Raw genomic sequence first — 20,950 nt, 5'->3', positions numbered from 1 at the left:
AAATCGACCGTTTGAGTGGTAGCCATACAGGTATTCGCCCATCAATGAAAAAACATCGCTCCTCTACTCCTCAATAGTATCTAGCCAAAACGAAAAGACATATGGATTCGCTGCTTCAAGCAAGTAATCATCATGAACAGGAGCTCCCCATGAATTATCTCCGCCTACCCCCATTTGAGCCGCTAACAAGCGAATCCATGTAAATCGTGCCGGTCCTAATTCCTCTTGATGCGTAGCCTGTTCTAACTCATAAGCGCTATACGGTAAGACGCTCATTTCAAAAGAATTTTCTGCAGCAGTAAAGCGCAAGCCCTTTCCACATGAATCCGTTACTTCTAACCACCTTACTTGGCAACGATTTCCCGTTTCCTGAGGGAATAAGTAAGGTTGTACATTTTCCTGAGCTGTTGTATCAAAAATTCCTAACCGCGCTCCAGAAAGCCGATCGATATAGTTCTCATCTGGACCATAGCCGTAATAGCGCACAAAATGATAAGAAGAATGTACTTTAAAGTCCATGCCATATAGAGGTAGACTTGGAAGCCCTTGATAACCAGGATATCGTCCTGTAACAAGCACACGTCCTTGAGAATCCACTGTATACGCGACCGTATGACTAATATTTTCACCGAGCGGTAATTGATGAGTAAATTGGATCGTTACTTCTGTAGCAGATTCTTCCACAGAGAAATCGATACACTTTTGATACAAACTAGCTCCTAACCAACTGCTTCTATCAAATCCATGCTTCACTCCTCGATCATTATCTGTTAAAGCACGCCAAAAGCTGGTCTTCGGAGTTCTAATAATAAATTCCTTACCATTTTTTACGTAAGAAACAAGCCCTCCCTCAATTACTGAGAACAAGATGTCAAAATGTTGGCCATGAACTCCAATATGTCCATCACCTCTGACAACACGAAAATCTGCAGAACTTTCGCGAGAAACCACACTTGTTTCTATCGAATGTATAAATTGGCCACAGCTCAATTCATGGCCTTTAGATGCCCATAAGGTTCTTTCCTGTAAGTGTTGGGTGACCTCATACGTATACTCACCAGCTAGTGTTTGTGTTGGATAATCAACGACTACATATGTCGATTCTCCCGCTGGAACCGTAGCGTGAAATTCGGTTTGCCAAATCAACTCTCCCTCTCGTTTGAGGCTGGCTACAAAATACGAATCACTTGTATCTGCAAACAAGCTTTGATTACGAATTATCACCCCCTCTACATCCGGTTCTAAGACTACATTCGCATATAGTTGTTTGACCTCTTGTAATTTTGCAGTTGGTTTCCGATCCGCAAATACTAGACCATTTCCACAAAACTCAAAGTCTGTAGCCCGATCTCCCCAGTCGCCACCGTATGTAAGAACTTTTTCACCGAACTCATTCCGCTTGAAAAGCGCTTGATCAATATAATCCCAAATAAATCCCCCTTGATACTGTGGGTAACGGTCTGCCAATTCGGTATAAAGGTGCATACCGCCTAGGGAATTGCCCATAGCGTGCATATATTCACACAAAATAAAAGGTTTGGCAGTATTTTTTTCAAGATATTTGATAACATCAGCAGGCGTGGTATACATTTGCGATTCGACATCGCTCGCCTCATCAAACTCTCTATTCCAAAAAACACCCTCATAATGAACAATGCGCGTATCATCTACTTCGTGAAAGAAGTCTGTCATCGCAGCAATACACTCACCCGCATAAGATTCATTCCCACAAGACCACATTAAAATAGATGGATGATTTTTATCTCTCTGGAACATATTATTGGCACGATCTAGCACATTTTGACGCCACATTGGAATGCTTCCAGGCACATTCCATGACGGCTCCACCCCAACGGGCTTCTGCCACGAACCATGACTTTCTAAATTGGCCTCATCAATCACATACAAACCATACTCATCACAAAGCTCATACCAACGACTTTGATTTGGGTAATGAGAAGTTCGAACAGCATTGATATTATACTGCTTCATCAAGCAAATGTCCCAGATCATTTCTTTTTCTGTTATAGCACGCCCTCTTTCCGGATGAAATTCATGGCGATTGACTCCTTTAAAGACAATCCGTTTCCCATTCAAATACATCAAGCTATCTTTAATCTCGAATGTTCTAAAACCAATCTGCTGTCGGACAACTTCAACAATCTGTCCATTTCGAATCAACTTGAGTTCTAGCTGATAAAGATTAGGAACTTCTGCGCTCCAAGCTAAGACATCCGATAGCTGTTGCTCTAAATACATTTCTTCTAAGGCAGCTTCTTCTTGTTGATAGAGGATTTCACCTTGTGCATTTTTTAATTCTATCCCCAGATGAACATTTTCAAGCTGTCCCACAATTTGTGCCTCTAGTTGTAAATACCCATCTTGATAATGATTGACCAATCCTGCTTTGACAAACAAGTCTTGTACATGTACTTCTGGAATAGCATACAGATAGACCTCTCGAAAAATACCCGAAAATCGCCAAAAATCCTGATCTTCTAGCCAGCTTGCACTCGAACGCTTGTATACTTCAACCGCAACTCTATTTGTTCCTTCTTTCATGTACTCCGTAACATCAAATTCCGACGGCGTAAACGAATCTTCTCCATAGCCTACAAATTGTCCATTCATCCACACATAAAAGGCTGTTTCTACCCCTTGAAACGATAAAAATACCTGTTTCCCCTTTAGGGCATCTTCCAACTCAAATTCTTTTACGTAAGACCCTACTGGATTATACTCCTTTGAGATAAACGGAGGACGTAAAGATTCCTGACCATCCCAAGGATAGAGAGAATTGATATATTGTGGTGTATCATAACCCTGTAATTGTATATGACCTGGTACCTGAATGGTATCAAAGGATCGGACATCATAGTCCAATCTATAAAAATCCTTGAGCCTCAAGCTAGGATTTTTAGCATAGGCAAACTTCCAACTTCCATTTAACGACTGTTTCAATGGGCAAGCTTTCGCATCTGCTTGTGCTACTGTCTCGTAATACGAATGGGCCGAATGAGCCGGGAGGGCATTCACCCTAAATATTTCTGGATTCTCCAACCAGTCCAAACGAGGTTCTTTATACTTCATATCTTCCCTTTCTATTTCATTTCAAACATCACATCTTGTGTGAAACAATCCTGTTAAAACAATTTATAGATATGATCCGGTAACTTTTTTACCGACTATTTTCTAACAAGCCCAAGGCTTGATCTACTTGACTTAGCTTAAAAGATGCCAATTTTATATAGGACAAATCTTGAGTGACTTCTCCAGTCCAATTAGATGAAAACTCTCTATCCCAATGTCCATAAGAATTAAGCAAGAAAACACCATCAGAAGTAACCGTTACTCCTGCATAACCAGTATCTCCAGATTTTGGACTATTCGTCCAATCTTCGGCAATTCTAATCCTGTATTGCCCTTCTTTCCCACCTATTACATCTTCATAAGTACCAACCCAAGCTAGCCAATCCCCAGCTACCCAGTCATCTTTCTCAATCTCACCACTCCGATTCACATCCAAAACAATTTCTCGAAATGTTATGAGTAAACGATGGCTAATAGGATCATAGATGATTTTGTGTCGTTCACCCAGTAAAGCAGCCGTTACTTCTTTAGGTTTCGTCCACGTAGCGCCTTCATCGTCAGAATAAAACATGACCGAACGATGACAGTGGCTTTGTGTTCTGGCTAGTCCTACTATTCTTTTTTCATCCGGTGAACGAAAAAGACCTACTTCACAGATTTGGTATTCTTGCTCCAAATTCCGATAATGAACTAAATACGGTTCTGGAGCTGACCACTGTTCGTGTCCCTTTGAATCAAACGTCAAATAAGTACGATAATTCACAAAATTGACATCATGGTATACTCCCATCCATTTGTCCATTTTCCTCCCTTTAGCATCTCTTAATTGAATCAAACTTGCCATAGCAACTAACGAATGGTTTTGCTTTCCAGTCGCAAGTGTAGGATGAAAAGTACGGTACTCATTCCACGTCTGACCTTTGTCATGAGATATAGAAGTTCTCCAACCTCCTTGGCTATTTCCATGCCAATAAGGAAGTCCTGTTATCATCACCAACTTCGTCTGACCATTCAGTAAATCTAGCTTATATAGTGTAGGGGTTTCGTATGAAGACTTCCACGAAAGAGGAATATCTTTCTTTTCCTCCCAGGTTTGACCACGGTTACGACTTATCATCATGACGATAGGACCTGCACCATGACCAATAGGATAAACTGTTATCAATGTTTTTTCATCATCTAGCAACACCATATCTGGCTGCCCCAAGTATTGTCGCTCCGTATAAGGTGCTTTCTCAATGTCTGATAAATAGTTTTGCGGTAAAGGATATTCTGGTATTGAAAAACTGTATTTATTTTTTTGCTTATAACTCATTAAGACTCCCATTTCTAAAATACCTCAGCTCCTAGGAACAGCATGCAGATATTCTATTATTTCTTCTGCCAAATCATGCAAGCTCTGTTTAAACTCCCAGATATCTTCCGCTAACTCTTTCTTACCTTTTTCGGTCAAGTACAAAGAATTGTGTTCATACGTGGGCTTTATCGTTTTTAATAACCCCTCAATACGATTTTCATACATCGGTGCTATTTTCTTCAACATCAGAATCTTATTTACATCACGTACTCCTTCTGCTAGTTTTTCTAGACGCTGGCTAGACTTTGAAATAGGTTCTGTTGCATTTTTTTCATCTGGAAAAATTAAGAAAGTATCTCCAGCCTCAAAAGCATTATGTGTCGTATCTTCTAAAGGATTTTCCACCCACGAATCATACGCCCAGCGCAGATAGCCCTTTGCCCCAACCGAAGCAGCATATAGCATGGTCCAATAGCTTTCTCCAGGATCACTCAGTGAGAAACTGCCGGGAATGTGTCCAGTACACGTGTACATGGTTGTCCGTAACTCCAACTCTTCCCTTTCTTTTATCATATCGTTGAATTCGGTCAAATGAGCTTTAATAGCAACCGAACCAACTGTTAAATCCGTCACTCTCATTGCTAAAGCTTTCTTATCGACAAAGCTATCCATAGCTCCAGCTATTTTAAAAGGTAATCCATCCTCTCCTACTATGCTCTCCACAAGGTCAAACGCTTGCTCATGGAAACCCCTCTCATCAATACCGATGTAAATAAAATCCTTCCACCCCTTTTCTTCTGTATGAATCATGAAATGCTTCAAAAACATCCGCCATACTGCCTCGTAGATAGCTGTTCCCACCTGTACATCAAGGATTTTGTAAGTCTGATCTCGTTCGTCAAAATACCGAATACGATTGGTCCATGGTACCAGACTATAGGCTACAATCTTGTCACCTAAGCCTAAAGTGCGATTAAACGTCACCCACTTATCAAAATCTGTATAATCAAAAGAAAAAGATCCATCTGCAGAGCAACGCCACTTTACCATAGAGGGAAACTTTACAGTATTCTTACTATAGGTTTGTCCACCCCATGCCTCGTCAACAATCGTAACAGTAAGAGCACAACCCCCTATCTCTTTATATTTCTGCATATGAGGTCGAAGGACTGCAAAATGTTCCTCAGAAAACGGAACCAGATTGTAATATTCTGCTACTGCATAAGGATTTTGCCACAACTCAATGTCAAAACCTCCATGTTTGAAATCTACTCCGTCGCATAAGACAAGATCCTGAACCTTTAAAGAATAGATAAACTCCAATGGTGTTTTTAGCTCATCGGCTACAATTTTAATCTTCCCCAAATAATCTCCGGCAGCTGTATCTGCAGGAATATCTATCGTAAGCCAAATATTTTGCAAATGATAGGCTGGTAGATCAATCGGATGTGCTGAATACAAAACTTCCGTAGCTTCTTCACGATTCCCATCTGGTATCGGCCGTGTCGGACTACCATATCCTGCCATTCCTGTATACGCCATAACTGATTTTACAAATGTTGCTGAAATATGCTCTGAGGCTAATCTATTCGTTCCAGCTACAAAGTCATCTATCACTATCGAAATATTATGCAAATCCTGATTTTTAGTCGCTACAGTAAGCTGAGATACCGCCTTATCATTTCTCCATGCTACTATTTTTGTTGAATGAGTATGTTTCTCTGTACAGCTATTATAATTGACCTGACGGTATTGACGATTAGAATCTGTAATGCTCCCAATTAAGAGTTCATTCTCATTCCATTCCTCTTGCAGCTTCATTACAACATCTTTCGCATTTTGATCAAATGTTTCTCCAATTATCATCTAAATCATCCTTATTAATACACTATCGAGACTGGGATAAGCCTATCGGTTTCATAAAGTTCTATCGTACGAACAGTGTGATGTATCTATCCATTTAGGGGACTCAAATACTCCAGTGGAGTGTTTGAACCCGAGCCAAGAACCTAAAAGCAAGCCCTAGACAGGAGGGGACTTGAGCCCATGCCTTGAAACTAAACAGCGGGATCCTCCTGTGGAGCAAATTAGCCAGAATTTAGGAATAAGGTCGTGAGGATAGCCAAAACTTCGAGATTACAACCCTGTATAGGCATTTCATTTATTCTGTTACCTGTAAGGCTGATAGCGTATTGGTGAATAACTGATGCCGAGCATCTCGGTCCAAATCAATATAATAGGCATAGAAAATATCAATGACTACTAACACTGGAAATTGGGGAGAAATCATCGTGCCTTGAGCAAGATTTTTCTTGATGGCAACCAATACCAACTCATCACAGGTGTCCCGCAAATCCTGACAATTTTTCGAAGTCAAAAGGACTGTACTTGCTCCTGCAGCACGTGCATCTTGTACCGCATTGATAATGCTCATTGATTCACCAGAAACAGAGATGCCAATGACGAGACATTCCTCATTTAGGGTGACACGGTTCATCCGAATCATATGATCATCAGTAACTGCCTTACAAGCCATCCCAAGTCGCATAAAACGAAATTCAATCTCACGCGCCACCAGTCCCGAACTGCCCTGACCATAAATGTACACCCTCTTAGCATTATTCAAGAGATCCCCTACTCGCACAAATTGCTCTTCATCAATGAGAGAATAGGTCTTCGTGAGAAGCTCATCATAGTCCGATAAAACATACTTGGTCAAATTACGATTGACATGGGATGAATCAGTGCTAACATTAACGCCCAAAAAGGCGTAAACAAACTGCCGATAACCTGTAAAACCACATTTCTGAGAAAAACGCGTCAGTGAAGGCAAAGAGACATAGAGCTTTTCAGACACCGCTTTAGCAGACAAATCCTCATCTACCACAGCTTCTACAAGAAAATAATCTGCAATCTTCCGCTCGATATGCGTAAGATCACTATAAACTGCTTCAATCATCGGAATCACATTTTTCTCTAATGACACCATATCTCATTCATTACCTTTCTATTTTGTGTATCTAAACTCTGTAACCCTCTATGGGCTTGAAGCAAAAGTACCCAATCCCATTCCATTGTACAGTTTGAACCATTTGACGCATACCAATAGTCAGATAAGTATTCATTGATACCCGAACCAAGAAAACCAGAAGCTCGGATAATCTAGTATAGCCGTTTCGTTTATTTTTAGTACTAGGCAAGGAGTCACAGGTAATACTGGAGTACAGCAAGACGAGTGAACGAAGTAATAAAAATATAAACGAAATGACTATAAATGATTTCCTAATTAAATCCGAGCTACGCACGACCTAAAAAAGAAACGCAGATGTTCTAGCTTTAGCTAGCTCCAAAGGTATGTCATACCTTTGGAGGCGGGAAATTGACGATTGCAGAGCAAGCGATCCCTAAGAAGTAGGCTGAAAACCTCCACTGGAGCTTTTCACTCGTCGTATTTCCTATTTTTCATTCGCTTTTTTTACGCTCTGGTATCTTGATGTAATTGAACACGCCCTAAACTCTGTGCGAAAAAGAAAAATTCTCCTAGAAACTAACGTTTCTTCGTCAAATTTCCTATTTTCGCTTTGAGTTTTTTACGGGCTTTGTATCTTGATGTAATTGAACTCGGGCTAAAAGCTCGGAAAAAAGAGACGAAGCCGTTGCAAATTTTATTTGCTTACGGATACGGCTACCTTTAGGTATAAATCTTCCTAGCTCTAAAGGTATAGCATACCTTTGGAGGCGGGAAATAGACGTTTGCGGAGCAAACGCTCCCTAGGAAGTAGGCTGAAAACCTCCACTGGAGCTTTTCACTCGTCGTATTTCCTATTTTTCATTCGCTTTTTACACGCCCTTGTATCTTGATGTAATTGAACACGCCCTAAACTCTGTGCGAAAAAGAAAAATTCTCCTAGAAACTAACGTTTCTTCGTCAAATTTCCTATTTTCGCTTTGAGTTTTTTACGGGCTTTGTATCTTGATGTAATTGAACTCGGGCTACAACTCTCTGACAAAAAGACCAATCTCATTGGTTGCAAGTCAACCTGCTTCGATTGCCTATTTTGTCTAGGAGTTGCTTCACGCCCTCGTATCTTTGTTTGAAATGATAGTAGGCTCCAAACATGCCCGCTGTATTTTGATGTCGAGCAAAGACAATCTTAGTCTTGTCTGCGATACTTGGTACCAGATAATCTTTCAAGGCTGCTTCGATTTTTGGTCTCAAAATCGCTTCTTGTCCCATGATACCACCACCCAAGATGACCACTTCTGGATTGACCACATAGCAGATATTGGCAATGCCTCTTGCAAGATGCTGTACCATGCGGTCCACACCTTGCTTACAAAGTGAATTGCCCGCTTCAATTTCTTGGAAAATCCGTCGCCCATTCCACACCGCTACATCATCACCATGCGCTTCAGCGACATAGCGAACCAAGGCCGTTGTTGAGGCCAAATCTTGAAAGGCTCCGTCTGGTAAATGAAGATAGCCTACTTCGCAGGCTGAATGGCTAAAACCATGAAAGACCTGGGAGTCAATCAAAAGACAGCCTCCAATACCTGTACCCACAGTCAAACAAATAGCAACCTTTGCTCCCTTGCCACTGCCCGAGATAGCTTCTGCAAGCCCAGCACAGTTAACATCATTTTCGATTTCACAGGGAATGCCAAACTGAGTTTCCAAATATGTTTTAAATTGGGTCCCTGCATAATGGGGGATTTGCGGTCCCGAATAGAAAATCTCACCCTTTTCAGGATCCACCATGCCTGCTGAGGAAATGCAAATCCCAGACAGACTGACATGTTCACGATAGTCTGATACAATGCTTGCAACTTTTTGCAAAATCGCAGGCCCACCCTTATGGGCCTCTGTCGGCATTTCATGGTTTTCTAACAACTGGTCGTTCTCATCAATCAGCCCATACTTGATACTAGTTCCACCAATATCAATGACAACATACTTCTTCATGAATCACCTCTTCTACTCTTTATCAGATTGAAAATAGCATTTCAATTCGGAAAATATTCGTGTAATACTCATTGCACAGTAGTAGAGTAGCCTCTATTTCACTGATATAGTCATTTCGTTTATATTTTTATTACTTCGTTCACTCGTCTTGCTGTACCATTGAGAAAAGTTACACTTTTCTTATCTGTCACTTGAAATAGTTATCAACTATTTCAACTACCTGCGACTCCTTGCCTAGTACTAAAAATAAACGAAACGGCTATACCAGCCTTTATCGGCCTACTAAACTGTGCAGAGATGAAACACCACTATCAAACGATTGAAATCACACTGTTTGTCACGCTCCCAAAAAACGTTCCTTGGTTTCACGAATCAAGCGTGCAGCAGCTTCAACAACTTCTCGGTCTTCTGCGCAGACCGGAGTCAAGGGCGCACGCACACCACCTAAATCCAAGCCCTCATTCATACGCAAAACTTCCTTAATCACCGCGTACATATTACCACGCGCAGCTGTCAAATATCCGATAATCGCGTTAATGGCAAATTGCAGTTCTTTGGCTGTTGCCAAGTCCTTGTCTGCAATCAACTGATTCAATTTCAGGAAGAGTTCTGGCATCACACCATAGGTACCACCGATACCAGCTGTAGCTCCCATTAAACGACCGCCCAAAAATTGTTCATCCGGACCGTTGAACACCACATGGTCATCACCTCCAAGACTAGCAAAGGTTTGAATATCCTGCACGGGCATAGAAGAATTTTTCACCCCGATGACACGGTCATTTTTAAGCATTTCTTTGTAAAGATTAGGGGTCAAGGCTATGCCTGCCAACTGTGGAATATTGTAAATGACAAAATCCGTATTTGGAGCTGCCGCACTCATCTCGTTCCAATACTGGGCAACAGCGTATTCCGGTAGGCGGAAGTAAATCGGCGGAATCGCCGCAATCGCATCCACTCCAAGAGCTTCTGCATGACGAGCCAATTCGATACCATCTTTCGTGTTGTTGCAAGCAACATGAGCAATAATCGTTAATTTACCCTTTGCCACTGCCATCACTTCTTCTAACATCACCTTGCGGTCTTCTACGCTTTGATAGATACATTCCCCAGAAGAGCCATTGACATAAAGACCCTGCACTCCCTTTTCAACAAAGTATTGGGTCAAGCTACGGACACCCTCACGGCTAATCTCTCCATTTTTATCATAACACGCATAAAATGCGGGGATAATTCCCTGATATTTTTCTAAGTTTTTCATTTATCCTGTTTCCTACCTCTTATTCTTTTTTAGAAAGTAGCTACTTTGAAAACCACTTTCTTAACCGGCAAATCATTTACATAAATTTTAGAGCGATACAATCTCCCGGCTGCAACTGAATCACATGTGCTGCAATACCGTCATACAATTCAATATCATTTTCTACATCATATGGTTCACGAATGTCCACTTTTTCCAACGAAGTCACGGCAATACATTCCGTATGTTCCACCACCATATGAACACCTATATAATTGCGATGGGCTTCGAAAAAGTCTCCTGCCTTTCCAGCTACACGATACCTAAAACAATTCCCATGCAAAAATTCCCCTCAAATACTGAAAGAACCCTCTTGAAAAGAGAATATGTCGCTTTCTTCTAGAAATAAATCCAATTTTTCAAAATAGGGATTTGCATCAACATATCTAGAAAAATCACTCAATTTTGTAACTATAGTCTTTTCGTTTACTTTTAGTACGAGGCAACGAGCTGCAAGCTGTCCTATAGAGTACGGCAAAGCGCGTGAACGAAGGAATAAAAGCTAAACAAAATGACGATATCATCTTAACACCCCGTCACCCCATCTTCTCAAACAGTAGTGAAAAGAAATGGTGTAACACCTTTATAAATCATAGCTTTATAACGTGGGCGCACTTCTACTTGAATGGTATCAACGTGATCCCTATCAAGAGCATTTAACCAAACAGTTCCCTGAGATTGTTCAACAGTCCTTATCCTACTCCCTCTCTTATCAACAAAAGATAGGCTAACACTTCCAATAGGTGTCTGCAACCTCTCTTCTACTTGCTGAATATTCACTCCTACCCTTTCTTGTGGATGAAAGAGCAATAAATCACCCATATCAACCTCTACAATGGGAAGTTTTTCTCCATACCATGTGTCAGAAAATAAGCTCTCCTCCCATAATCCCAATTCAGCCAAAATATCCCTTGCCATCATTACATGACCATTCGGCCCCGGATGAAGAGGAGGACTATCACTCATGATACAATACTTCTCTTCCCATAAATAAGGATAAGTATAGAATAGTGCCGAGAAAGTATCATAGTGATCAATGAGTATCACTCTTTCTTGAATTGCTAGTTTCCGTATCTGGTACACATATTCAATGATATGATCATATCTAAGAGAAGGTGGGAGGGTTCTCAAAATAACTATGCTCCCTCTCTTTCGTAACAAAGTGAGCAGTTCTTTCAACTCGTTATAATACGTATCTGGAGAAATCTGTTGACTATCATTCGTCCCTAACATCAGACAAACAATATCTGGTTGATAGCGATTAAATCGTTGCTCAAAATAGGACAATGTTTCAGAAATGGTTGAACCCGATACCGCTGTATTTAAAACAACATCTTCGCGCCGCCCTACTACATCATGTAAATACTTTTCAATAATCTGTGGTGTGCTATCATACCCAAAAGTCCACAAGGCTCCGTGAGTAATCGAATCTCCCATAAATAGCCAATTTAGAGATTCCTTACTTCTAAAAACACGCTCCAAACAGGTGGGAACCTGTTTTTGTCGCACCGTGCTTTCAGAACTATCAGCTGAACCCCAAATTGTCTTTAACTGAATATGCCCCCGACTCATCTTTGTTTTGACCCTGTAGTCTCCGACGAGCAACTTTTTAGGAATAAATGCCTGATTTTTAATCCCCTTTTGCTGCACTGTCTGATTTCCTATCTCGAGGACATACTCCCAGTTTTCCGATTTAAACTCTTCTGGCAAAGAAATATAAATCCCATCTTCCGTGCTAGAAACCGTAGGAGCAATAGCTACATACTGAACAGTTTGACAATGATTGTATAGATCCAAAGTTACATCTTTCCCTGGGTAATGCTCTGCTGTCCCAATCGTTGCCCTACTAAGCTGTCTTCCTATCTCCAGATGTCCATACGCATTGAGATGTAGCTCATCTGTCAAACAAGTAGATTTAAAACATTCTCTATCAGTCAGCTCATCATGGCGAACAATGACAATACTTTCATACATTGCTTCATTCTTATAACGATCGACCCTAGATAAAACAGCTCGAGTATACTCTGCAATTAGAGCATTGAAAGAGGCATCTCTCGTTGAATGACACATTTGGATAACCACTTTACACGTTCTATGTTCCAAGGCTAAAACTCGCACTAAAAACTCATCTAGTTCCTTTTGAAACTCTTGAAGGTATTCTTTCCCTTTAAGAATATCTTCGTATCCGATATGATACGAAACAATAGTTGGACGGTAGCGCTGAATATACCTGTCAAAATTCCCTAGCAACTTTTTCAATGTCAAGCCAGCTTTTGCGACATTATAAACATATCGCTGCATCGTTGCAACTTGAACAGGGCGCTCTGAATCTTTAGCTCTTTGTTCCCAACGAAGATATTCTTCAAAATGCCCTACATAATTTCTACACCCTTGTGTCTGACTAAATCCACCAATGGTATCCTTTCCACCTGCGGCTACCCAAATGAGGCTCTCATTACTTTGTAAGAGCTTCCGAACGGATTCACCTATCTGGAAAACTGGACTTTTCATAACAATATTCCCTTGTCGACTCCCAAACTAAAGGCGGCTCCCAATATCTAGCCTACTCCTATATCTAAAGAATCCAATTTTTGAATTTCATCCACAAATTTTTTAGTGATGAACTGAGGACGCGTAATAATCGAACCAACAACCACGCTATGAGCCCCCATCTCTAGCACCCTCCTCGCCTTATCGGGAGTATCAATATTTCCTTCGGCAATCAAAGGATGCTCTATTTGATCCAGCGCTAAACGAATAATTTCAAAATCATTCTCTTCAATTTTAGCTCCCTCACTCTGCTTAGTATAGCCAACCAAGGTCGTTCCAATAAAATCAAAGCCCAGTTGATCTGCAAATACCATTTCTGAAACAGTCGAACAATCTGCCATCAATAATTGATGAGGGTATTTTTCTTTGATTTTCCTAAAAAATTCCTCCAAACTCTCACCATTAGGTCGACTAGAGTTCGTTGCATCTACAGCAATAATATCTGGCTCTACAGACATCAGCTCATCTATCTCTGTCATTGTCGCAGTGATAAAAGCATCCGCATTATCATAATCTCGTTTAATAATACCGATAATCGGTAAATCTACCTCTTCTTTAATTGCCTCAATATCGACTACTGAATTTGCTCGAATACCAGCTGCACCGCCCTGATAAGCAGCTAATGCCATCTTTTTCATAATATAGGGACTGTGTAGGGGTTCATTCTCTAAAGCTTGACAGGAAACAATTAATTTCTTTTTGATTTTTTCCATAGTTCCTCGTCTCCTATTCTACTAAACTCTCTAAAATGTCAGACCAATCTATTTTCTGATACAGCAGATGATAGTCGTTATACGGTTCTTCTGTATGCTCGTACAAGACCCCAAACTCTGTCGGACCAACTTGTTGCAAGGCATTATAAGCATATGCTCCCTCCTGTATTAAGGAATGACCTAACCATTTTAACTCACCCTCTGCTAATACTTCTGCTACACGAAGCACACCATTTGTTCGTGCAGGACCATTGGCATTCGCAACCAGCACATACTCTTTATTATCCTGTATCGTCTGAACAGCTGACAACTGACAGTAAACATCCATTTGATTGGGATATTCGGCAAATTGATTCCAAGTCTGACCACCATCTACACTGGTTGCTACTTGAACGTGACCATTTAAATTTCTTGTAAAGAGTTTAATACGACCATCAGTCAATTCTACCGGCACTGCCTCTGTGGTTTGGGCCAATTCATCGGCAAATGTAGCCGATTGAATGACTTCTCCCGTTGATAAAACACGGCCGTCATTGACAGAAGCACCGCACTGCCAAGTCTGTCCGTGATCATCTGAGAAAATGATGCGAGCTGCTTGACTTTTCAACTCTCTGCTATCATTCGTCGTGTAAATAGGAACCACTAGTCTGCCCTCGTGTTCACCCTGTTTTAAGGCAATACCTACTCCAGGTCCAATGCCCAGGAATGCCATCCATGGTTCATATACTTGACCTGTAATATCTCTGGGACAAGACCACGTTTGTCCTTCATCATCACTATAAGAGAGCCAGATAAATGATTTTGCGGTAATCGTAAACGGATTGTCTTGGCGGAGTCGATGAAAGATATTTCCTCGTAAACGATCACCCTCATATAAATCTCCCAAATCAGTATAAGGTGCCTTATCACTTTGCATCACAACTTTGAAAGAAGTTGGCTCGCCCTCTGGTGAAAATACAATACCTCCCTCTCTAACAGTATAGGGCTGTTCTACATCTTCCTTATAAATGTTTAAGTAAGCTTGTCCTTCAATGTGGCTATAACGATCGTAGGGCTTGTCTTCTTCCAACATACCAAATGTTCCGCGTCCTTCTACCCACATATCATACAGCGCAAAGATACGTTCTGTAGATGGATCTTGTAACAGTACCATATCAATATTAAAAGGTGACCTTAAGCCTGGATCCTCTCCTTGTAAATTTTCACGTAAATCCACCAACGTAATGGGAGCTTCCCAACTTTCACCATTATCCTGACTTCGGCGGACGACTAAGTCAATTTTCCCCCAATCATAGCTATGCTCTCTCCTACGATCAGCTCCAGCAATCAATGTACCTTTTTTAGTCTTCAATAAGGCAGGAATGCGATAGCTAGCAATACCTTCACTATTCTTTTCCCCGTTCTTACCACATTCAAAAACTGGTACAATTCTTCTTTTTTCCATGGATATCCTTTCTAATAAATAAAAACACCAAAGCCCTTCGTTGAACAACACTCTTTCATTTGTTATGTCAATTCAGGCTTTGGCAATGTAGACACCTTAAATCATCTTAAATGAACCAGATGAAGCAAGAGATTATTCTGATTTTTCTTTTAGAATATCAGAGACTTTTGGTGCTTTTTCAAGTTCTTTCAACACTTCTTCGCCACCGCTGGACAGATATTGTTTGACGTAGTTATCCCACTCTTTATCAACATCTACTTTTCCAGTCAATGCATTGATACGGAATTCTGAAACAATCGTGTCTAATTGAGCACCATAAGATTCTTTCAACTCCGCATCTCTTGTCTCACCAAACAGATCCCAACGATATGGACGAATGATATATTTTTCCACATTTTCAGGCTTATTATAAAATTGATCCATCAATTCCAATGTTTTTGGCATAGTTAAAAATGTAGCATATTTACCATAATAGGTGCGCTGGTTATACGCCCACAAACCTAACTGACCCTCATATAGATCTACACCTTCTTTCATGATGATTGTAGAATCTCCTTCTTTTCCAGCCCAGTCAGAGTCTTTTCCAACTGTTCCATATCGGGTAAAGAGGCCTTCTTCTGGATTATAGTCAATCGTATCAAATATTTGTAGATAGCGTGCCAACTGTTCATCTGTTACCTTGGCAGAAATAAGCATTTCATTTCCTGACAATAGAGTCACTGGTGTATAACCAACATGCCCCGCCTTGCCTTCTGGACCCACTTCATAATTGATGACAAGAAGCTTGGCATTTGGATCATTCCCTAGAATGTTATGAGGAGCACGCCCCTCTGTCCAAGGCTCTTGTGCGATATAAGCACGTTGCGCAACAGAATAGCCAACTTTTCCTTCCTTATATTTTTCCCAAGTAGCTTTCGTATCTAGAGTAGGCCATTCTGGATCGATAAGACCTTTTTGATTCCAGTCAGCCATTTTCTTCAAGAATTGACGGTAGGCATTGGAAATAACTGATGTTTTTAGTTCACCGTCTTCCATCATGTTATAGCCCATACCGACCCCATAAGCTCCTAGCAACGTAACGCCCCAGTTCATATTATCGTTACTTGGTAAGATCCCATAGGTATCTTTTTTACCATTACCATCTGGATCTTTTTCCACAAAGTCGATTAAAATCTTTTCAATTTCATCAATCGTGTAACTTTTATCGGTTCTATAAATTCTTTCAAAACCATTTGAATCACCAATCGGTTTTGCATCCTCAGGGATTTTATATCCCAATTTTTCAAGCCAATCGAGGCGCAATGTACCAGACCATAATAATCCTTCCGTATTACCAGCATATGATACCAAACCTGTATATTCATCTGGATTTTCTGGACTTTGATTTAGTTTCCAACCTAGACCACCATCAACTGTATCTAACATTTTGGCATAATTGGGAGCATATTTTTCAATCATTTCCCTAGGAATAGTCCTAGTTACCCCGTCATTATAATAATCATTTGGAGTACGACTAGCTCCTGTAAATGAGAACGTATCTGGTAAATCGTTAGAAGCTACTAACAGAGAAGATTCGGACTTATTCCAAGTATCAATTTTGACATTATTAATTTTGACATTAAACTTCTCTTCTAACTGTTTTTGTACCCAGTTATCATCCTCTATTTTTCCTCGCGTAAAACTACCAGATAACGTCAGCTCTACCTTATCGGAAAAATCACCAGGTTCTGGTAAGCCCTCTAAGGAAGCACTTCCACTAGCACCTGAATTACTTGCTTTGCCACAAGCAGCTAACATCGCAGTCAACATCAATACTGACACTGACTTCGTCATTCTTTTTGTCATTTTATATCCCTCCTTATTGATAGTGACAAATAACTTTATTGATAGCCTTTAATGCTACATACGAAACAACATAAGACAGTACTGCAATTAATAGTACTGGAGTCAATACCGGAATGACTCTAACCATAAAAAAGAATGCAAATAGTACTAACAAAATAAGCAACGTGTGACCTGGAGATAGGAAGATAACAAATAAAGCCTGTCTCCATACTTCTTTCTCATCTAATTTTAGATGAGAGAGCATCACTAGCATATATAAATTCAACAATATAAAGAAAACGACTAATGCATATGCTAAAGCTATGAAATAAAACGCAAAATCGATTTTCAGCAATAACGTGGAACGAAGATAGAGCATCAAGAACGCACCTATGCCACTGATGACATACCCCATTTGATTCGCTCGTTTGAAATGTTGGCGATATTCCATTTTAAACTGTTGAGACAAAGAAGCCACCTCATTCTTCATGATTAACTGTCTATGCATATAAAACATCGCTCTTGTTGCTGGAAAAAGACCTAATACAATTCCTCCTCGTAAGCTATAGAATATCCATAATAATTGAATCTGACACATATCAGCAAGCCAGTTCATACATTTCATGGCTAGACCATTTGGATGAAAAATGCCGCCCATACTTCGTTTACTCCTTTACTCCTCCCAGTTGCAAACCTTGGATAAAGTACTTTTGCGCAAACGGATATACTGCCACTATTGGACCTATTGACACCATAACCGTCGCCGCCCGAACATTGGAAAGTAATAACTTAGCTGATTCTGCACCTACTCCTGAAACTTGCGATTCCATTTTTGTAGGATCAACATCTATCAACATATTACGAACAATCGTTTGCAACACGTCTAAGCTTTTATCCTTGACGTATATTTGTGCTGCAAACCACTCATTCCAATGGTACACTGCAGCCCACAAGGCTATCGTCACTAAAATCGGCTTAGATAGAGGCAGGATAATACGAATTAAAATTTGAAACGGGGTCGCCCCATCAATAACTGCAGATTCTTCAATCTCCTTACTGATCCCTCTAAAGAAATTTCTTAGAATAATAATATAAGAAGATCCCACTGCTGCAGGTAAAATGAGCGCCCAACGAGTATCTAATAATCCTAAATCACGAACCAATAAATAGCGAGGAATCATCCCACCATTCAGATACATCGACAAGACAAACATTCCCATAAAGAACCATCGAAATGGTAAGTCATCTCGAGAGAGTGGGTAGGCGGCCAAAACAGTTGTTGTAACAATCAATAATGTTCCCAAAACAGTTCTAATAATCGTGTTGATATACGCAACACCTACATTACCGTATGAAAATATGTACGCATAGGCCTCTGTAGACCACTTCCTTGGCCACAGTGAAATTCCTAAACCCGACGTCGTACTTGCCTCACTGAAAGATAGAACAATTTGATTCCACAATGGGTAAAGAATAGATATCATCAATATAGCCATAAAGGTCAGATTACATATATCAAACAACGTTATTTTCTTTTTTAACATATCTTCCCTCCCACTCTACAGAATTTTACGACCAGTTAATTTTTTAATCAATAGATTCGAAAAGACTACCAAAACTAATCCTACTGCATTTTGGAACAATCCCACTGCTGTAGAGTAATCAAAATTAAAGCCTATCAAACCGACCCTGTATACATATGTGTCGATAATGTCCGCAACATTGTATACCGCTGGATTATACAGATTTAAAACTTGATCAAACCCTGCCTGCAATACCGAACCTATCCGTAAGAGAAACATCACCAAAATAACGGGCATAATACTAGGAATCGTGACATAACGAATCCTTTGAATACGGCTCGCCCCATCCAAGTCAGCTGCTTCGTATAAAGCTGGATTTACTCCCGTAATAGCTGCCAGATAGACAATCGAACCATATCCAATACTCTGCCAAATATCTGACATAATGAGCATAGAAACAAATGTAGATTCCTCTGATAAAAAGTTGATTGGGCGTACTCCAAAAAATCCAATGACCGCATTTACAATCCCTCTTTGCGGAGAAAATACTTCTATCATCATGGCTGCAATCACTACCCAGGATAAGAAATAGGGCAAGTAAGAAATCGTTTGTGCTATCTTCTTAAATCGTATAAACTTCAACTCGCTAAGCAAAATAGCCAACAGAATTGGCGCAGGGAAACCAATCAATATTTTTAAGAAACTAATAATCAGTGTATTTTTTATAGCTCGTAAAAATAGAAAGTCAGAAAACATTTTCTTAAAGTGAGCAAAGTTATTCCAATGGCTTCCTAAAATGCCCAATCGTGGTGTGAATTTCTTAAAAGCTATTAGAACTCCATACATAGGTCCATAACTAAAGATAATTAAAAAAATCAATGGAACAGCTAACATCAACAGAAAGGGAATATTCTTTTTAACATCTTTCAACCATTTCTGACGATTTTTAGTTGCCTTTTCTAACCTCATATTAACCTCCTCATACTTTCTTTTCTATCCAACTACCCATTAAAGTAAAGCGCTTTCTTTTTCCTGTTAAAAACAAGGCTTATCATAGCCTCATTTTCCACGAAAGAAATGACTTATTTACACTCTGCAAATAGTGATTTGCTTTCAAAACGTGTTCCACAGAGCCAGTTGAATACCTTATTGTTCACATAGACAAACATCCCTTCATGGCCGTACTCTGGTAGTAAGTGATACTCTTTTTCACATTCTAAGCGGTTATACATCGCAAATTGAGTGACTGGATAGCAAACGGTATCATTAAGACCCGTAATCATCTTGACTGAACTCTTAATGCGATGGGCAAAATTTTTCACATCAATATAAGCCAGGGTCGCAAAAACCTCTTCTTTTGTTTCATGGAAAGGATCGTGAAATTTGAAATAACGGAAAATCTCATCGTAAGCCTCACTGGTGTTCCCAATCTCCAAGACCCGTCTAAAATCACAAAGGAAAGGATAGATCGCAACAGTATTTGTAATCCGAGGATTGAGCGCCGCTGCCACAAGCGCTAGAGCTCCACCTTGCGAACCCCCATAGCTCGATAGACGCGCCTCATCTACACGTTCAAGACCTGCCACCAACTCTATCAGCGTATAGACATCCAGATAGATATCCTTGTAAAAGAGATGATCTGGACCATCAACAACACCACGAAGAATCTGACCTTTGACCGTGTTACCACGAACATTTCTAGCTCCATCCAGTGAATAACCTGACTGCCCACGGACATCCATGGAAACCATGCCATAACCCGCTGTCGTATAAGCCAGCATATCTGGCCAATCCAAACCACGCCCCATATAGCCATGGAAATGGAAGACCATAGGAACCTTTTCTGACTTCCTTGGCAAAACCATGCGAGCATAGACCTTTCCACCATTCGTCCCGTCAAATTGAATCTCATAACAATCCACGCTCGGAAGACCAAAATCTTTTTCAACTAAACGATAAACCACTGGAAGCTCCAAATCTGCAATCGCCTGATCCCAAAAGTCATCAAAGTCAACTGGCACCTCATCACGTCCACGATAGGTCTTTATTTCCTCTAGTAACCCAGAGCCGTTCATTCTTTTATCTCCCTCCACATTTTATGTAAGCCTTTACATTCAGTATACCACTTTATGAAATATTTTCAACAACATATCCAAATAAAGAAAGTACTTTCAAAAAATCCTTATTCGGAGTTACTAAATCCCCAATTAAGGAAATTTTGAGAAACTACTTTCTTATAACCAAAC

14 protein-coding genes and 1 pseudogene are annotated in these 20,950 nt (G+C 40.3%); all 15 read right to left on the bottom strand.

Features of this window, described 5'->3' with window-relative positions:
- Nucleotides 1-63 precede the first annotated feature (63 nt).
- A complete protein-coding gene (locus tag E4T79_RS04310; protein ID WP_135028054.1) occupies nucleotides 64-3,090 on the bottom strand; it encodes a glycoside hydrolase family 2 TIM barrel-domain containing protein in 3,027 nt (1,008 codons plus the stop codon).
- Between the two features lie 88 nt (nucleotides 3,091-3,178).
- A complete protein-coding gene (locus E4T79_RS04305; protein ID WP_167752618.1) occupies nucleotides 3,179-4,405 on the bottom strand; it encodes a sialidase family protein in 1,227 nt (408 codons plus the stop codon).
- A gap of 24 nt (nucleotides 4,406-4,429) precedes the next feature.
- Nucleotides 4,430-6,253 carry a DUF4091 domain-containing protein gene (locus tag E4T79_RS04300; RefSeq protein ID WP_135028049.1) on the bottom strand — a complete coding sequence of 608 codons (1,824 nt, stop codon included), beginning with the start codon at nucleotides 6,251-6,253 and terminating at the stop codon, nucleotides 4,430-4,432.
- Between the two features lie 295 nt (nucleotides 6,254-6,548).
- A complete protein-coding gene (locus tag E4T79_RS04295; RefSeq protein ID WP_135028047.1) occupies nucleotides 6,549-7,376 on the bottom strand; it encodes a MurR/RpiR family transcriptional regulator in 828 nt (275 codons plus the stop codon).
- Nucleotides 7,377-8,480: 1,104 nt separating this feature from the next.
- Nucleotides 8,481-9,350, bottom strand: a pseudogene (locus E4T79_RS04290) (ROK family protein); the annotation flags it as partial.
- A gap of 337 nt (nucleotides 9,351-9,687) precedes the next feature.
- On the bottom strand, nucleotides 9,688-10,611 hold the full coding sequence (locus E4T79_RS04285) for a dihydrodipicolinate synthase family protein (protein WP_135028043.1): 924 nt from the start codon (nucleotides 10,609-10,611) through the stop codon (nucleotides 9,688-9,690).
- Nucleotides 10,612-10,687: 76 nt separating this feature from the next.
- A complete protein-coding gene (locus E4T79_RS11310) occupies nucleotides 10,688-10,933 on the bottom strand; it encodes a YhcH/YjgK/YiaL family protein (protein WP_228063790.1) in 246 nt (81 codons plus the stop codon).
- Nucleotides 10,934-11,199: 266 nt separating this feature from the next.
- A complete protein-coding gene (locus E4T79_RS04275; RefSeq protein ID WP_135028041.1) occupies nucleotides 11,200-13,161 on the bottom strand; it encodes an SGNH/GDSL hydrolase family protein in 1,962 nt (653 codons plus the stop codon).
- A 47-nt stretch (nucleotides 13,162-13,208) separates the two neighbouring features.
- Nucleotides 13,209-13,913, bottom strand: coding sequence for an N-acetylmannosamine-6-phosphate 2-epimerase (locus E4T79_RS04270; protein WP_135028039.1), 705 nt, complete (start codon nucleotides 13,911-13,913; stop codon nucleotides 13,209-13,211).
- A gap of 13 nt (nucleotides 13,914-13,926) precedes the next feature.
- The gene (locus tag E4T79_RS04265) at nucleotides 13,927-15,357 is read right to left on the bottom strand and encodes a sialidase family protein (RefSeq protein WP_135028037.1); all 1,431 of its coding nucleotides are present in this window, start codon (nucleotides 15,355-15,357) and stop codon (nucleotides 13,927-13,929) included.
- A gap of 132 nt (nucleotides 15,358-15,489) precedes the next feature.
- The gene (locus E4T79_RS04260) at nucleotides 15,490-17,202 is read right to left on the bottom strand and encodes an ABC transporter substrate-binding protein (RefSeq protein ID WP_135028035.1); all 1,713 of its coding nucleotides are present in this window, start codon (nucleotides 17,200-17,202) and stop codon (nucleotides 15,490-15,492) included.
- Between the two features lie 13 nt (nucleotides 17,203-17,215).
- Nucleotides 17,216-17,839, bottom strand: coding sequence for a DUF624 domain-containing protein (locus tag E4T79_RS04255; protein WP_135028033.1), 624 nt, complete (start codon nucleotides 17,837-17,839; stop codon nucleotides 17,216-17,218).
- A gap of 7 nt (nucleotides 17,840-17,846) precedes the next feature.
- The gene (locus E4T79_RS04250; RefSeq protein ID WP_245168046.1) at nucleotides 17,847-18,665 is read right to left on the bottom strand and encodes a carbohydrate ABC transporter permease; all 819 of its coding nucleotides are present in this window, start codon (nucleotides 18,663-18,665) and stop codon (nucleotides 17,847-17,849) included.
- Nucleotides 18,666-18,740: 75 nt separating this feature from the next.
- The gene (locus E4T79_RS04245; RefSeq protein ID WP_135028029.1) at nucleotides 18,741-19,673 is read right to left on the bottom strand and encodes an ABC transporter permease subunit; all 933 of its coding nucleotides are present in this window, start codon (nucleotides 19,671-19,673) and stop codon (nucleotides 18,741-18,743) included.
- A gap of 113 nt (nucleotides 19,674-19,786) precedes the next feature.
- Nucleotides 19,787-20,779 carry an acetylxylan esterase gene (locus E4T79_RS04240; protein ID WP_135028027.1) on the bottom strand — a complete coding sequence of 331 codons (993 nt, stop codon included), beginning with the start codon at nucleotides 20,777-20,779 and terminating at the stop codon, nucleotides 19,787-19,789.
- Between the last annotated feature and the right edge of the window lie 171 nt (nucleotides 20,780-20,950).

Source organism: Streptococcus sp. LYSM12, assembly GCF_004569635.1.
In the GTDB taxonomy this organism is placed as follows: domain Bacteria; phylum Bacillota; class Bacilli; order Lactobacillales; family Streptococcaceae; genus Streptococcus.
Note: the sequence above shows the minus strand (reverse complement) of the source record. Positions and strands in the feature narration are given on the sequence as shown.

What these genes read in the sequence shown, in the direction of transcription:
- E4T79_RS04310 (WP_135028054.1), bottom strand. Translation starts at nt 3,090, where the DNA reads ATGAAGTATAAAGAACCTCGTTTGGACTGGTTGGAGAATCCAGAAATA.
- E4T79_RS04305 (WP_167752618.1), bottom strand. Translation starts at nt 4,405, where the DNA reads ATGAGTTATAAGCAAAAAAATAAATACAGTTTTTCAATACCAGAATAT.
- E4T79_RS04300 (WP_135028049.1), bottom strand. Translation starts at nt 6,253, where the DNA reads ATGATAATTGGAGAAACATTTGATCAAAATGCGAAAGATGTTGTAATG.
- E4T79_RS04295 (WP_135028047.1), bottom strand. Translation starts at nt 7,376, where the DNA reads ATGGTGTCATTAGAGAAAAATGTGATTCCGATGATTGAAGCAGTTTAT.
- E4T79_RS04285 (WP_135028043.1), bottom strand. Translation starts at nt 10,611, where the DNA reads ATGAAAAACTTAGAAAAATATCAGGGAATTATCCCCGCATTTTATGCG.
- E4T79_RS04275 (WP_135028041.1), bottom strand. Translation starts at nt 13,161, where the DNA reads ATGAAAAGTCCAGTTTTCCAGATAGGTGAATCCGTTCGGAAGCTCTTA.
- E4T79_RS04270 (WP_135028039.1), bottom strand. Translation starts at nt 13,913, where the DNA reads ATGGAAAAAATCAAAAAGAAATTAATTGTTTCCTGTCAAGCTTTAGAG.
- E4T79_RS04265 (WP_135028037.1), bottom strand. Translation starts at nt 15,357, where the DNA reads ATGGAAAAAAGAAGAATTGTACCAGTTTTTGAATGTGGTAAGAACGGG.
- E4T79_RS04260 (WP_135028035.1), bottom strand. Translation starts at nt 17,202, where the DNA reads ATGACAAAAAGAATGACGAAGTCAGTGTCAGTATTGATGTTGACTGCG.
- E4T79_RS04255 (WP_135028033.1), bottom strand. Translation starts at nt 17,839, where the DNA reads ATGGGCGGCATTTTTCATCCAAATGGTCTAGCCATGAAATGTATGAAC.
- E4T79_RS04250 (WP_245168046.1), bottom strand. Translation starts at nt 18,665, where the DNA reads ATGATATCTATTCTTTACCCATTGTGGAATCAAATTGTTCTATCTTTC.
- E4T79_RS04245 (WP_135028029.1), bottom strand. Translation starts at nt 19,673, where the DNA reads ATGAGGTTAGAAAAGGCAACTAAAAATCGTCAGAAATGGTTGAAAGAT.
- E4T79_RS04240 (WP_135028027.1), bottom strand. Translation starts at nt 20,779, where the DNA reads ATGAACGGCTCTGGGTTACTAGAGGAAATAAAGACCTATCGTGGACGT.